This is a genomic window from Achromobacter sp. 1012554356 (assembly GCF_059760815.1).
In genome coordinates, this window is record NZ_JCBANC010000003.1 from 55,872 (window position 1) to 69,776 (window position 13,905).

The following is a 13,905-nucleotide window of genomic DNA, read 5'->3' on the forward strand; positions in this document are numbered from 1 at the left end:
CGGCTGCGTCAATAAGCAGATTTTTCATGTCACATCACCAGAATGTCGTCATCGGTCAGGCTGTCCAACACTGAGCCGCTTCGCTCGGCCAGCATGGCGCGGCCTACGGCCATAATCAGCGCTACGGCGCCGTCAATCTTGTTGTCATTGCCTTGCTTGATCGGCCGCACTACGTCATCGTTACCGGGCAGGTTCTTGCCGATCACATTTCCGATACACCAGGTCATGATGGGGTTGCCGTCGTGGTGGAATCGCCCAGAATTAATGGCGGCCTCCAGCTCTTTCATGGGGTCGCTCATGTTGGTGTAGTTCTGGACGATGGTGATGGGCGTCAAGCCTTCGTCATCCAGCTGGTGGGACAGATTGGTGGCGCCGCTCGGGTCAATCGGACTCTCTTCGACCGGGTTGAGACGATTCGCCTCGATTGCTTCCGCGTGAATGTCCCGATAGTCGATTTCAGAGCCGTCCGTGGTGTAAAGGTGGCCGGTATTGATCCATTTCTGGAAGCGCTCGGCCATCCGACGGTTATCGGTGTCGTTTGCAGTATCTTCCGGCACCCAGAACCGGGGCGCGACGCAGTAGTAGTGCCGCTTTCCGCCGATATCGCGATAGAACAGCCGCGCCATGCTGTTCATGTCCAGCTTGCGCGCCAGGTCGAACCCCAGAAAGGCACTTTGCCCCTCAAATTGCTCGAGGGTTAGTGTTTCGTCCTTGCAAGCTTCCCACTTCTGGATGTTGAAGTACCCGGCCTTGGCCGTCACCCAAAGGTTCAGGTGCTTGGTCTTGAACGTGTTGGTAAAGCGCGCCTGCTTTATCGCTCGCTGCTGCTGACTGATGAGGTAATCCGCATAGACGGACACGCCCATGTTCGGATTGGCCTTTGCCAACACCGCCGGGTCTGTCCAGTCATCACCTTCATCGATGGTCCAGATCCAGCCGAATAGCTCATCGTCCGGGACCAGCCCCTCCAGCATCTCAATGACCTCACGCCGCTTGTCGTAGCAAGGCCCTTCGATGTTCGCGCCGGCCGTCGTGATGATGAACATCAGGGGATGGCGACGCGCGCCCATGCCGGTAAGCATGGTTTCGTACAGAGCGGCCGAATCGTGCTCGTGGTACTCGTCGACAATTGAGCAGGACGGCGATGCGCCGTCGCCCGGATTGCCAATGATGGGCTCGAAGCGGCTCCCGTCCTCTGGGCGCGCGAGCGCTTGGGCGTTTACCTCGATGCCCATGTGTTCGACCAGCATGGGCGAGCGCTGAACCATGAGACGCGCGGGCCGGAACACCTCCCAAGCCTGCTTTTCCGTGGTCGCACCGGAATAGACTTCTGCGCCGAACTCGTCATCCGCCACAAACATAGAGATACCGACGCCCGCGGCGATGACGCTCTTACCGTTCTTGCGCGGAACCTCCCAATAGGATTCACGAAAGCGGCGCAAACCGCCTTTTTTCTTCACCCAGCCGAACGTGACGGCTAGGCCGAATTTTTGCCACGGCTCCAGCGTCACCAACTGCCGTTTAAACGCCCATTCCCCCTTCGTGTGGGGCATCAGCTCGATGAGCGTGAGCTTTTTCTCCGCTTCGGCGGCGTTGAATCGGTAGGGGTACTTCGCCGACTTGCTGGCGGCAAGGTCATCTAGGTGGCGCTGGCATGCCAGCACGACGTAGCGGCAGGCCGGCACCTTGCCTTTCACCACGTCTTTTGCAAATTTCAGCGCCTGCGCCACCCGTGGGTACTGGGGCGCCGCCATTCATCAGCCTCCGCCCAGCAGCGCGGCAAAAGGATTGCCTTTGCCGGGCTTCTTTGGCCCCTGCATGCGCTGGCGGCTGGACGGATCCAGGCCCAGGAATGAGCCGTAGGTCGCCATCTGCTTCAAAGCTTCGTTGGCGACGGTCGCCGCGGGATTTTTCAGAGGTCCGCCCTGCGACCCGGCCACCACGATTCCATGTTCCTGGATTTTCTCTTCGGCCAGGCGGAACCGGCCATAAGCGGCGCAGTAGGCTTCCAGGTTCTGAATATCAGTCGCCTGCAGGATCTTCTCCCGGCACAGCAGCGGCGCCAGGTGCTCCCACAAGTCGCGCCCGTGACCTTGCAGCCATTCCGGCGCAAAGACGTTGGTGATTTCGCCGTACGAAGGCGTGTCCTTGTTGATTGTGCGCTTCCCGGGATTGCCGGCGGCCAGCTTCTTTTCCGCTGGTTTCGGCTTGCGCCCGGAGCGCCCAGCTACTCCAGCCATAGCCTCTCCGTTGCTCAAAAACTGCGCAAAACGCGCTGATCGCTAAATTTCATTTTTCGCGGGCGTAAAAAAAAGACGGAACGGGCCGTCCTATGTGCATTTGGGCCAAGGATTGACCCACCCCCTCCCCTTCCCGGGGGGGTGCCGGGACCTCACGGGGGGTCAGGGGCGCGCCAAGGCGGCCGCCACCGGCCGACCACGAGCGCAGCGCGGGCATCTATGCCTTTGCCTTAGCGCGCGCCCTGGCGCTTTCCTTGGCGGTCTTCTTCCTATGACAATCGGAGTTGATCGCGGACAGGTTGGCCGGATCGTCGCTGCCGCCTTCCGCCTTCGAAATACGGTGATCGACCTCCGTCGCCGGAAGCACGCGGCCCGTGCGCCTGCACTCTTCGCACTGGCAAAGGTAGCGGTCGCGCTTCAGTATCAGCAGACGCAGCCGATCCCACTCCGTGCCGTAGCCGCGCTGGTGGCGGTTGCCGCGCTGGTGATCTCGCTTCCATCCAACAGCATCCCCGGCGTGCGCAGCGCAGTAGCCGGGGACGCGAATCAGCGCGGCACACCCTCGATGGCGGCACGGGAGTAAAGGTCGTCTTGCCATGCCATCCTCAAAAATCTTGCCGGGAGCTATCTACTGCACACCGCCCGGCGGCGATGACCGAATCCCCGCACGCCATGCCCAGCGTGCAGACCCTTGATAGCGAAAGGGCGGAGACAAACAAATGTTGTGTATTCTTGTGTAGTGTGTATAATTACACACATGAACAGCGCAGACCTAATCAAGCAACTGAGAACCGACGGCTGGTATCACGTTCATACCGTGGGCTCACACCACCAGTTCAAGCACCCCACCAAGCCCGGCAAGGTCACGGTGCCACACCCCAAGAAGGATCTACCGACACCGACAGTGCGCAGCATCCTTAAGCAAGCCGGCCTGCGCTAAGAAGGCCTTCAGAAAGGAGAAAGAATTGCTTTATCCCATCCACGTACACAAGGAGGAAGGCAGCGCCTATGGCGCGTCTTTCCCCGACTTTCCCGGTTGCTTTGCAGCTGCGGACGATCTGCAAGATCTTCCCCGTGCGGCACAAGAGGCAGTCGAAGCCCATTTCTATGGCGAGACTGATCGCATCCCGGATCCCACCGCGCCCGAATCATGGGCAGCCGAGGAGGACTTCCAGGGCGGCTACTGGATGATGGTCGATATCGACCTATCCAAGGTCAATGCGAAAGCCGTGAGGCTCAACATCAGCCTGCCCGAAAACCTCGTCCACCGCATTGATGAAGAGGCGAAGGCACGCCGCCTATCCCGCTCAGCGTTTCTGGCGATGGCCGCTGAACATGAAATGGCTGGAGCTTGATCCTACTCACTCGATAGCCTCGATGCGTCCGCCATGCGCTGTTTCGCAATTTCAGCGTACGCATGCTCTCGCTCGATACCGATAAACCGCCGGCCAGCCTGAATTGCTGCAACGCCAGTTGTCCCGCTTCCTGCGAACGGATCGACAATGAGGCCGCCAGGCAACACGGGGCGTAGCAACTCGCGCATAAGCCCCGTGGGTTTCCCAGTCATGTGGAACTTGTCGGCTTGCTTGACAGTAGATTGGTAGCAACCGTCAAACGGCCCATCATGCTCTAGCCGTATTGCTGGCCCCTTAGTGCCCCAGACGACGTATTCGCACTGATGCCTAAAATATCCTTTGTGAGGCGCTCTCGCTCCCCGACCTTTGTCCCATGCGATAAGTCCCCGCCAAACGATGCCGCCCGCTTGGACGGCGTCCGTCATTACGGGTAGCTGCCGCCAGTCCGTGAAGACCATGAAGTAGCCACCGGGTTTGAGAATTCGCACGCACTCGGCAATCCACAGAGAACACCACGCCAAGTAGCTGCGCTGGTCGCGAGAATCACCTGAAAACGTCGGATAGACGCGTTTCGTGCCTCCATTTACATACTTGTTCTCTGGCGCTTGAGCCTTGTCATCCCGACTGAAACCGCCAGATGAATAGGGAGGATCGGTAATGACGGCATCTACGCTATTTGGCTCCACTGAATAAAGGAGGGGCAAGCACTCGCCCTCGAGTACCTGCCAATCGGGCGCTTTACCGTGCATACCGTACGTGACAGCCGCATTCTCTTTCATCATGCTCCAAGGTCCCTGTTTCGGATGCTCGGCGGCATGCTGAATTGTGGCTCTCGGCGCTCGTGGCGCTCTGGGCCATCGAAAACGAGTTCACGGTTTTGCAGCGTGAACACTTGATGTTGAGCCGGACGTATCCGGTCGATTCTGCGAGCTTGCGCGCGCAATTGGTGCAGCGTAGTTCATCCATGAGCGCAGTTCATTGTGTGATACCGTAGGCCCCGCCTGTACAGGTGGGACGGCCTTGGGTCGATCACGGCTCACTCCGTGTTTCGGCTGTCAACGAGGGAACTCGCGATTCCCTCGTTGTCGCCGTCTTCTATAGCTGAAATGCAAAAGCCCCGACCGGAGATTCCGTATCGGGGCTTTCGTTTGTCTGGAGCGGACTGCGGGGCTCGAACCCGCGTAAGCGGCTTGGAATGCCACGACCTGACCACTCGGCCAAGCCCGCAGAAATGCAAAAAGCCCGCTGCTTTTGCTGGCGGGCTTTCTTCGTACGCACTTATTCAAAGTGACTAAACATGGCGAACTTTAGCAGAGAAAATTCAACCTTGCAAGAGTCAGTCGCAGAGCCCTTTTGCAGACAACAGATCGGCGGCGTACTCCATTGCAAGCGCTTCGACGCCCTTCTGCCCGGCGCCGCGCTCGCCCCCCTTCTGCTTCGTTGTCCGCGTGCCATACAGCCAGAGTTTGATCTTGCCGTTGTGATTGGTAGCCGTCGCCGCGCTGACGTTCGCGCGTTCCGCCGCCTCGGACAGTTTTACGTCCTTGCCGAAGTAGCGCGCCACGATAGCGTCCCGCAGGACTCGCGGCGTAGGGTGCGCGGACAACGCATCGCACGCCGCCGCGTCGGATATCTCGCGCACCGCAGCGAGCCAGTCATGCCGGTCTACGCTGCCCTGGCAGCACTTGCAGCGATCGGACCGGGGCGCGAAGCGCGCGACGAGAATTGCACGGTAGAGGCGGGGCAGCTTCTCCAGAGCACTGAAGATGTATGCCGCCTGTCCCGCACCGTCGGTGCCGCCCAACCCTTTACCCGACGCGCCCGCCAGCGTCTCGGCCATACGCGTCATCATGGGTTTGTCGTACACCTGGTCGGTATGGTTGTAGGCGAAGGTCAGCGCGGCATGCGCAGTTTTGAACAGCCGGCTCGACTGCTCTTCAACGATAGGCGTGGAAGGCACGCGGGACAGTGTCAAGGTAGTCATCAGATAATCCCCGGGGAATAAGTCACTTTCGGAATCAGGTAATCGAGAAGCACGGAGCGCGCCTCGTCAAAGCTTCGGCACACCTCGACGCGGTATCCCGCCCCCTGGAGGTAGTCGATCCAATCTTTCTGGTTCTTGCTGACCCTGCCGTCAGCGGTCTTCATTTCGATCCACAACCCCGGGCATCCGAAGCGCGGTACGGGCAAGCAAAGATCGGGCACGCCAGACTTGACGCCCTGCCCCTTCAGCTTGGCCGCCACCGCAGCGTGGCGCTGGCCACCGTTTGGCACATGGAACAGGCGCGACAGTTCGGGATAGACGCCAGCCTGAAGGGTTGCCCACCGGACAACCTGGGCCTGTATGGTGTCCTCGCTGAGACCGGCAAGAATCGCTGCGCCCCCGCCTGCGCGAGACGAACGCCTGGCGGGAGTATTGGGCCATCGCTTCATGCCTGCGCCCCGTGGTCCGTGCCCAGGCGCAGCGCATTGCGCGCCATGGCGACAATCCCGGGCGAGTAGCGTTTGCCCTTCGGGTTTTCGGTTTCTGCAATCACGCGCTTCCAGCCCCGCAGCGGATCGCGCCCCGACTGGTCCATGATTCTCGAAGCGCCAATCTTGCGCATTTGCTCTTCGGCCTGGCTGCGGCTTGCTGCCGTCACCGGCGGCGCGGGCAACGCCTTAACCACGGCGGGCACGGGCTTCCATTCTCCACGGGCCAGCACGTCATTCAATGCCCGCTCCCAACGCGCCTTCATCGTGGCGTATGAGCAATGCTGCAGGTCATGCGCCCCCGTCTCGACCGCCGCCCAAAAGATTGCCGGGTGCGGCCAGTTGCCCTGCTCGCCGTTGTGGCGTGCGGCCATACCCGCGACCGCCGTGTAAAACGCCACCTCCGGTTGCAACGCTGGACGGCAAGCGCGGATGAACTCACCCACAGCGGGCGGCCAGTCGGGATTCATGCGACGGCATGTCCGCAAGCCTTCGGCCACTTCCTGCGGAGTCACGCGTTCATCGTCCAGCGCCTCCGCCCACGCAGCTTTCCAGTTCTCGATGCTCTGCATGTCCGGAAAGTCCTTCAGCCAGCGCCCCCCGTACGTGCCAGAGAGGCGATTCCACAGGTGGTCGATCAGGGAAATGCCCTCCAGCTTCGCCAGCGGCACGGACCAGCCGCAGCGCTCATTCGTCGATTGTGCGACCGTCGTCATAGTCGGGGCCTCCATGGGTGCGATTGCGGTTTACGTAGTCGGTCGGGTTGAACTTGCCGGGACGCTGGGCGCCCCCGGATGCGGCAGCGTTGGGAGCAAACAGGCCCTGCCAGCTTTTGCCAATGGCGTTTTCGATGACAGCGGCCGGCGTGTGGCCCTGCTGGCGGAATGTCGCCAGGTCCTTGACCTGTTGCCGTGCGGCCTCCTCGGTCAGCGGCTTGCGAATCTGCACACGGTGGCGCACCCAGCGCCCCCACAGTTCCGCATCCAACCAGACAGGCAACTCCACGCGCATCGGATCGAACCCCGACGAGCGCTTGCGCGCGGGTGACGGTTCTTGATGGTTCTTCTTTTGGTTCTTGATGGTTATATGCGGGTGCAGCCTGTTGCACCCTTTCTCGTCGCCGCTTGCACCCTTTACGTCGCCAGTTGCACCCTTTGTGTCGCAATCTGCACCCTTTCCATCGCCTTCAAAGGGTGCAGGATTTGCGTCGTTCTTTTTGGGTGCAGAATCTGCGCCCTTTTCTTGCAGCTCGGCGTCGGATTTAAGGGATGCAAAATCTGCACCCTTAATCCACGCGGGCGAAATGCGGTACTCGGTGGCGCGGCTGCGACCACCGTTGCCCGCGTTGACCGTGATGAGCCAACCAGCCTCTTTCATGCTGGCGAGGTGGTTCTGCACCGACCGCACGGACTGGCGCGCCTTCTTCGCCAGCGTCTCGACGTACGGAAAGATGTGCGTCCCGTCGTCGTGTGCGTGGTCCGCGAGTGCCAAAGCAAGGGAGAACTCATTGCCCCCCGCCGGGTATCGGTCGAAGACCATGCCCGTCATCTTTGCGCTCATTGCGCACCTCCATACAAACTTTGGTACCCGATCTCTGCTTCCAGAGCCCAAAGGCCCAGGACGATTAGGGACAAGCGGGTTTCTTGAAATCCAGCCTCCCACAGCGCGACCTTCTGCTCGTAAGTCGCGCCCGTGGTGTTCTGGTCGATGTAGGCGTGGCAAGCCACGCAGCCCCACGCGGCGGCCCAGTCATGCGCCTTGAGCCAGCCGGCTTTACCGTGGCGAGATTGATTGGAGTGGCACGCCACCACCGTCCGCGGATCGCCACAGCACACGCCAGGCACGCGGATCTTGCACGGCATGCCCTTCGCAAGGGCTAGTAAGCCAGCATTGCGATACAGAGTTTTGGTGGCACGCGGCTTGGCGCGGTGGCTGGGCATACGGTTGCCGGCCGCTTTCAACGCCGAACGCTGCCGCAGGGGCGCGCCACGCTTCAGCGGGGTCTTTTGCTGGAGGGGGGTCTTGCGCTTCAACGACATTCCGCCCCCACCTGCTTCTTGACCCGATACCACGCAGGGAACTTCCACGCGTTCACGTGGCGCTCGACCAGACCGGCCTGCGCCGCGTCGAACACGAACGAATCAACCGCGCATGCTGCTGCCATGGCCTTAGATGTGCTGGACCAAGGATCGACGGCCTTCATGGCAGGCTGCACGATGGCCTGCAATGCACCGACGTCCACGCGCCCCCGCGTGTCAATGATGGCCTGCCGCACCTGCTCCACCGTCTCAGGCGGCACCTGGTAGCCCCGGAACATGTGCAGGCAGTCAGCCATAGATGCCGCTCCACTTCACGAAAGGCTTGCGCACCGCCTCATGGAACAGGGCCGCTGCTTTGGGGGCGTGGTCCAGCTGGGCGCGGCTGGTGATCCCGCATGCGTCCCGGACGAACTGCGCCGCCTGCTGACTAGCGCTCACGCCCTCGGGGGCGGCGCCCTCGCGGGAAGCAACCCACCGCTGGAACTTCGCGCCGTTGCACATCATTGCAGCCGCGCGCGACAGCGCCGCCCCCTTACGCTCCGTAGATGCCACACGCGCCCGCACGGGTAGGCCAGAAGTCCCCCGCGTCAGCATGTCGCCCTCGCCTTGTCCTGGGCGGCCCGGACCACATTGCGCTTGAGGCGCTGTGCCTTTTCAATGATCTTGTCGCACTCGACCATGATGTGAGAGGCGTCTTCTTCGCAGATATCGCCATCCGCAACCGCCTCGACGGCAACGGCGGACAGGCGGCCGTTCAGGGACGACATTTCCAGCACCTTGATGCGCACTGCCTCCAACTCGTCGGCATGCAGCGGCGCCGGGGGAAGAATGCTGGCCGCTACCCCGTAACGCACGTTCAGCGCCATCAGCCAGTCGCGGGCGTGCTGCGCCCCCTCGGCCTTCTCCATCATCCATTCAGTCGATAGCTCGATCAGGTCCAGGGACATAGACTGGCCTTTCACCCGGCGCATCTTTGCGCGCAAGGTCTCGGGATGGATCGACACGCCCCGGCGGCTTGCCAGGAACATCGCAAGTTCCTCGACGCCCCCGGGAGTCTTCGTCACGCCGATGTACAACGCATCGTGCGGGTCAATCGGGTTGTATTTGCAAGTCATACGGTCTTACCTTGAAATGCCGTGCGTATCAGGGTTTTGCTATTGCTTCGCTGCCCCTAGTATGTGCAGCATGGAAAGCGAACTTCAAACGTCCAAGGGTCCGATCTGGACCTTATCGGTGGGTTTGGTCGATGCGGGCTCCGGCGCTGCCGGGCTCGCTGATTCGTGTGGGTCGTTGAAGAACCAAGCGGCTTCCCCGGCCGTCAACCGGCGACTTGCCAAGCGCGCACCGAAGGTCGGTGGCGCAACGCTGCGCTTGAAATCAGGCATGATCCGGGCCCTCCATCTCAACGCCGCCCTCGCCCTCAGCGTCCGTTTCGTAGGGCTGCCCAATCAGCTCCGGCCAAATTTCGCGCCAGTCTTCGGGACGCAATTCCTGCCGTCGGACTTTCTTGCCAAGCGCCAGCTCGATCCGTGAGCAGTACAACTCCGGAATCTGCTTGTCCCGGCTCAACCAGTTCTTGATGCGCTGGGCGGATACGCCTATGAGCGAAGCGAGAGCGGCCTGAGAACCGGCAAAGCGGCAAGCACGTCGCAGGGCGGGACGGTGGTCAGATTTCTTTTGCATTGGGCTGTTGTGACCGACAAGGGAAAGCCCAAAGGTAAACGATTGTTGGATTTTGGTCAACGCTCGTTTATGGAAAAAATAAACAATAGTTGATAAGGTGCGGGCCATGGCAATGGGCAACAACATCCGATTCCTCCGCTTGGCGCGGGGGCTCTCCCACGACTCGCTCGGCGAACTCGCCGGCACGAGTGGTCAGACCATCGTTCAGCTGGAGAAGCGCGATAGCAAGAAGTCGGCTTACGGCGCCGCGATCGCGCGGGCGTTCAATCTCTCGCTCGAAGAGCTTCAAGACGTTGAAATCGATGGAATAGACGCTGCGAAGCGGCTGCTTGAGCAGGCAGATAGCCGCGCTCTTAATCCGTACTCCTATAGCCCTATTCCACCCAATTCCCCCCTGTCCGTTCAAGAACCGCAGCCTGAGTACATAGGTCGGCGCCCTCCAACCAGACTATTGCCTGTTGTTGGTACGGCGCGACTCGGCGAGAACGGTTATTACGAACAATTGGCTTACCCGGCCGGACATGGAGATGGATACGTGGAACACTCATCATCGGACCCTGACGCATACGTGCTTCAGGTGAGGGGCGACAGCATGGCCCCTGCGATCCGAAATCGTTGGTATGTGGCCGTCGAGCCCAACAGCGCAATCACTCCTGGCGAGTACGTCGCTGTGCAGCTGAAGGACGGCCGGAAGATGGTGAAGGAGTTGCTCCTACGCGATAAAGACGGTGGCGTCGAACTCATGTCCGTGAACGGCGGCGCCCGCCTGAGCTTCCACCGCGATCAGATTGAGTGCATTCAAGCAATCGGGGCCGTGATTCCGCCCAGCAAGCACCGCGAACACTAACAAGCCCGCGCACAAACCACCCCGCCCCGCCTGGCGGGTTTTTTTTCGTCTAAAGCAAACTTTTGATTGGAACGACAAACAACTGTTGACTCCCCGTGAACGCATGTTTACTATTCAAACCAACAAGTGTTTACTGTTCTTTAACAACCGAGGCCGCCCGCCCCCGCGAGGGAGACGGGCGAAACAGGACAACCAGGCGCCAGCGCGCCCCCGGACCCTGTGTGCTTGGGCCTCCGCGCCCAAGCAACGCCCAGCCGGGCGTGGCGACGATAACCCCGGCCTCCCCCCAACGGGGATCTTTCGCTGATTGAAAATTCCTTCGCGAGATTCGGGCTGTGCGCTACTCTTAGCCGAGATCTGTCTTCCCTGCGTCATCCCTCTCGATCACACACGTGAAAGGAGCAAGTCCGCTATGAAGCAGTTGTACCCCGAAGCTATTGCCCGTACCGTCGAGAAGCATCGCACGATTAGAAGGCCTCGCACCGCAACATTCCACGGCCTTGTTCCTCTAGCTCTGACGAGCCTGGCTATTTCGATCTCTGCCGGAGCGTGGGCGGCGAATACCCCCAAGCCTGCAGAGCAGGCAACTAAGGACGCCAACGCGGCGCTGCAGAAGGAACTGCCCTTCTCCGACAAAACGTCATTCGACCTTGCGCACAAGGGCTTCATTGCTCCACTGCCTGCGGGCATGATCAAGGGTGCCCAGGGCAACCTGGTCTGGGACCCAACCAAGTACGACTTCATCAAGAAAGGCGCGCCGGCGCCGGACACCGTCAATCCCAGCCTGTGGCGGCAGTCCCAATTGCTGAACATCTCAGGGCTTTTCCAGGTCATGGACGGCATCTACCAGGTCCGCAACTATGACCTATCCAACATGACCATCGTCGAGGGCAAGGAAGGCCTGACGATCATGGATCCGCTGATTTCGACCGAGACGGCCAAGGCCGCGCTGGATTTGTACTATCAGCACCGCCCCAAAAAACCCGTGGTGGCGGTGATCTATACGCACAGCCATGTCGATCACTACGGCGGCGTGCGGGGGGTGGTGGACGAAGCTGACGTCAAGGCAGGCAAGGTCAAGATCTATGCGCCGTTGGGCTTCCTGGAGCACGCCGTGGCGGAAAACGTCATGGCAGGCACCGCGATGAGCCGCCGCGCCAGCTACATGTACGGCAACCTGCTGCCCCCCAGCGCTACGGGGCAGGTCGGCGCGGGTCTGGGCACCACGACCTCGGCCGGCACAGTCACCCTGATTCCGCCCACCGACATCATCGAGAAGACCGGCGAAAAGCGAACCATCGATGGGCTGACGTATGAATTCCTGTACGCCCCGGGCAGCGAGGCGCCCGCCGAGATGCTGTACTACATCAAGGAAAAGAAGGCGCTGAACACCGCCGAGGACTCCACCCATACGCTGCACAACACCTACTCGCTGCGGGGCGCCAAGATCCGGGATCCGCTGGCCTGGTCGAAGTACCTGAACGAGGCGCTGGCACTGTGGGGCGACGACGTCGAAGTGATGTACGCCATGCACCACTGGCCCGTGTGGGGCAAGAAAGAGGTCCAGGAACAATTGAGCCTGCAGCGGGACATGTACCGCTACATCAACGACGAAACCTTGCGCCTGGCCAACATGGGCTACAACAAGGAAGAAATCGCCGAACAGGTCACGCTGCCCGAGGCCATCGCCACCAAGTTCTCCAACCGCGGCTACTACGGCTCGCTGAACCACAACGTCCGGGCGACCTACGTGCTGTACCTGGGCTGGTTCAACGGCAACCCGGCCACGCTGCACACGCTGCCGATCCAGGAGGCGTCCAAGCGCTACGTGGATATGATGGGCGGTGTCCCCGCCATCCTTGAAAAGGCGCGCGAATACTACAAGAAGGGAGACTACCGCTGGGTGGCTGAAGTGGTGAACTACGCGGTCTTCGCGGATCCTGGAAACCAGGAGGCCAAAAACCTGCAGGCCGACGCGCTGGAGCAGATGGGCTACCAGGCCGAAAGCGGGCCGTGGCGCAACTTCTACCTGACCGGGGCCAAGGAACTGCGAGAAGGCGTGCAAAAGCTGCCCGTCCCGGACACCGCCAGCCCCGACACCGTGCGGGCGATGACGCTCGACATGCTGTTCGACTATTTCGCGGTGCGCCTGAACCGCGAGAAGTCCGCGGGCAAGCACGTGGTGCTGAACCTGGATTTCACCGACACCAACCAGAAGTACACCCTGGAAATGGTCAACAGCGTGCTTAACCACACCGAGGGCAAGCAGGCCAAGGAGCCCACGGCCAGCATGGCGCTCAGCCGCGAGACGCTCAACCGCATGATGCTCAAGGAAATGACGCTGAAGGACGCTCTTGCCAAGGGCGAGGTGAAGGTCAGCGGCGATCCGCAGAAGATCACGGACATGTTCGCCTCGCTGGACAACTTCGAGTTCTGGTTCAACATCGTTACTCCGTAGAACAGTTCCACGACGGGCAGTCCTTGCCTGTAGGCTTTACCAGGGGAGCGTCCTGCTCTCCTGGCCGTCCCCCCTTTCAACATACCAACGGACGGCTGCTTCTAAGCAGCAAGCACCGCGTATGGGCTCGCCCTTTTTATACCTGTCTAAACATCCTTAGGAGATAGCTGTGCTCGAAGCACTCGTACGCTTCATCGAAGAACTGATTGACGTCTTCAATTTCGGCAACACCATCAACAAGTAGTGTCATCGGGAAGGACGGGCCTCACTTCGAGTGAGCCACGGAATTCTCGCCGCCGCCTGTCCCTTTCCCACCTTTTTGGCCATCTCCGAACTGAATCACGCTGAACTCGCCTGTTGACTCAATGTAAGCCCGCTTGACGCATGCTATGCGGTCTATTCCTTTTAAGCGCAACTGCTCCAATAGCTCTCCGCGGGTGATGTGTTCTCGCCGCAGGCCGGATACAACTAACCGACCGTTTCGAACTAGGCAAACGCGTTGGGGCTCTAGAACGCGTCGCAAGGCTGGCACATGATAGCTAACGCGGTCCAGGAAATAGCTCCAGCCGACGATTGTCACCACCACGATTATCCCGTCGCCGAGAGAATAAGAATCGCCGGACATGGCGTTGCCCGCCGCGTCGGCCACCAATACCAAGACCAGCATGTCGGCAACGCCCAGGGAACCAAGATCACGCCGACCGGAGATTCGTAGCAACACATAGAGAACCCAGTACATCGTGGATCCACGTATGAACATCTCCGCGAATCCTGCCTGGAGCTCGAAAATATTCGAGATGTCGACCATGTC

At 60.5% G+C, this 13,905-nt stretch carries 18 protein-coding genes and 1 tRNA gene; 4 read left to right on the forward strand and 15 right to left on the reverse strand.

Annotation, left to right across the window (positions count from 1 at the left end; all coding sequences use genetic code 11):
* Window positions 1–29: 29 nt before the first annotated feature.
* From AC6LJW_RS02105 to AC6LJW_RS02115, 3 genes are all read right to left on the reverse strand, one after another.
* Entirely contained in the window at window positions 30–1,754 is a 1,725-nt protein-coding gene (locus tag AC6LJW_RS02105) for a terminase large subunit (RefSeq protein ID WP_498086373.1), read from the reverse strand.
* A gap of 3 nt (window positions 1,755–1,757) precedes the next feature.
* On the reverse strand, window positions 1,758–2,240 hold the full coding sequence (locus tag AC6LJW_RS02110; protein WP_498086374.1) for a phage terminase small subunit P27 family: 483 nt from the start codon (window positions 2,238–2,240) through the stop codon (window positions 1,758–1,760).
* A 217-nt stretch (window positions 2,241–2,457) separates the two neighbouring features.
* Entirely contained in the window at window positions 2,458–2,838 is a 381-nt protein-coding gene (locus AC6LJW_RS02115) for an HNH endonuclease (RefSeq protein WP_498086375.1), read from the reverse strand.
* 159 nt (window positions 2,839–2,997) lie between these two features.
* On the opposite strand from AC6LJW_RS02115, the gene AC6LJW_RS02120 reads away from it, so the two are divergent.
* Complete coding sequence (locus tag AC6LJW_RS02120) at window positions 2,998–3,180, forward strand: type II toxin-antitoxin system HicA family toxin (protein ID WP_498086376.1); 183 nt, start codon at window positions 2,998–3,000, stop codon at window positions 3,178–3,180.
* A gap of 25 nt (window positions 3,181–3,205) precedes the next feature.
* The gene (locus AC6LJW_RS02125) at window positions 3,206–3,595 is read left to right on the forward strand and encodes a type II toxin-antitoxin system HicB family antitoxin (RefSeq protein ID WP_498086377.1); all 390 of its coding nucleotides are present in this window, start codon (window positions 3,206–3,208) and stop codon (window positions 3,593–3,595) included.
* Window positions 3,596–3,597: 2 nt separating this feature from the next.
* Here AC6LJW_RS02125 and AC6LJW_RS02130 read toward each other — a convergent pair whose 3' ends face one another.
* The 11 genes from AC6LJW_RS02130 to AC6LJW_RS02180 form a co-directional block, all read right to left on the reverse strand.
* Entirely contained in the window at window positions 3,598–4,377 is a 780-nt protein-coding gene (locus AC6LJW_RS02130) for a DNA-methyltransferase (protein ID WP_498086378.1), read from the reverse strand.
* Window positions 4,334–4,561 (reverse strand): Com family DNA-binding transcriptional regulator, encoded by a 228-nt coding sequence (locus AC6LJW_RS02135; protein WP_498086380.1) that lies wholly within the window; start codon window positions 4,559–4,561, stop codon window positions 4,334–4,336. Before AC6LJW_RS02135 ends, AC6LJW_RS02130 begins: the two co-directional genes overlap by 44 nt.
* Window positions 4,562–4,748: 187 nt before the next feature.
* A tRNA-Gly gene (locus tag AC6LJW_RS02140) sits at window positions 4,749–4,822 on the reverse strand.
* Window positions 4,823–4,931: 109 nt separating this feature from the next.
* Entirely contained in the window at window positions 4,932–5,579 is a 648-nt protein-coding gene (locus AC6LJW_RS02145; protein WP_498086381.1) for a hypothetical protein, read from the reverse strand.
* The gene (locus tag AC6LJW_RS02150; RefSeq protein WP_498086382.1) at window positions 5,579–6,028 is read right to left on the reverse strand and encodes a VRR-NUC domain-containing protein; all 450 of its coding nucleotides are present in this window, start codon (window positions 6,026–6,028) and stop codon (window positions 5,579–5,581) included. The genes AC6LJW_RS02145 and AC6LJW_RS02150 overlap by 1 nt, the downstream gene beginning before the upstream one ends.
* Entirely contained in the window at window positions 6,025–6,783 is a 759-nt protein-coding gene (locus AC6LJW_RS02155) for a replication protein P (RefSeq protein ID WP_498086383.1), read from the reverse strand. The genes AC6LJW_RS02150 and AC6LJW_RS02155 overlap by 4 nt, the downstream gene beginning before the upstream one ends.
* On the reverse strand, window positions 6,755–7,627 hold the full coding sequence (locus AC6LJW_RS02160) for a phage replication initiator YdaU family protein (protein ID WP_498086384.1): 873 nt from the start codon (window positions 7,625–7,627) through the stop codon (window positions 6,755–6,757). Before AC6LJW_RS02160 ends, AC6LJW_RS02155 begins: the two co-directional genes overlap by 29 nt.
* Window positions 7,624–8,106: a nuclease domain-containing protein gene (locus AC6LJW_RS02165; RefSeq protein WP_498086386.1), complete on the reverse strand. Its 483-nt coding sequence runs from the start codon at window positions 8,104–8,106 to the stop codon at window positions 7,624–7,626. The genes AC6LJW_RS02160 and AC6LJW_RS02165 overlap by 4 nt, the downstream gene beginning before the upstream one ends.
* On the reverse strand, window positions 8,097–8,402 hold the full coding sequence (locus AC6LJW_RS02170) for a hypothetical protein (protein ID WP_498086388.1): 306 nt from the start codon (window positions 8,400–8,402) through the stop codon (window positions 8,097–8,099). The genes AC6LJW_RS02165 and AC6LJW_RS02170 overlap by 10 nt, the downstream gene beginning before the upstream one ends.
* A gap of 291 nt (window positions 8,403–8,693) precedes the next feature.
* Window positions 8,694–9,221 (reverse strand): hypothetical protein, encoded by a 528-nt coding sequence (locus AC6LJW_RS02175; RefSeq protein ID WP_498086389.1) that lies wholly within the window; start codon window positions 9,219–9,221, stop codon window positions 8,694–8,696.
* A 262-nt stretch (window positions 9,222–9,483) separates the two neighbouring features.
* Window positions 9,484–9,915 carry a transcriptional regulator gene (locus tag AC6LJW_RS02180; protein WP_498086390.1) on the reverse strand — a complete coding sequence of 144 codons (432 nt, stop codon included), beginning with the start codon at window positions 9,913–9,915 and terminating at the stop codon, window positions 9,484–9,486.
* Here AC6LJW_RS02180 and AC6LJW_RS02185 point away from each other — a divergent pair.
* Together AC6LJW_RS02185 and AC6LJW_RS02190 are read left to right on the forward strand one after the other, a co-directional pair.
* The gene (locus AC6LJW_RS02185; protein WP_498086392.1) at window positions 9,896–10,636 is read left to right on the forward strand and encodes a S24 family peptidase; all 741 of its coding nucleotides are present in this window, start codon (window positions 9,896–9,898) and stop codon (window positions 10,634–10,636) included. The genes AC6LJW_RS02180 and AC6LJW_RS02185 overlap by 20 nt on opposite strands.
* Window positions 10,637–11,324: 688 nt before the next feature.
* Window positions 11,325–13,094 carry an alkyl/aryl-sulfatase gene (locus tag AC6LJW_RS02190; RefSeq protein WP_498086393.1) on the forward strand — a complete coding sequence of 590 codons (1,770 nt, stop codon included), beginning with the start codon at window positions 11,325–11,327 and terminating at the stop codon, window positions 13,092–13,094.
* A 265-nt stretch (window positions 13,095–13,359) separates the two neighbouring features.
* On the opposite strand, the gene AC6LJW_RS02195 is transcribed toward AC6LJW_RS02190, so the two are convergent.
* Window positions 13,360–13,902, reverse strand: coding sequence for a DUF421 domain-containing protein (locus tag AC6LJW_RS02195; protein WP_498086394.1), 543 nt, complete (start codon window positions 13,900–13,902; stop codon window positions 13,360–13,362).
* Window positions 13,903–13,905: the final 3 nt, after the last annotated feature.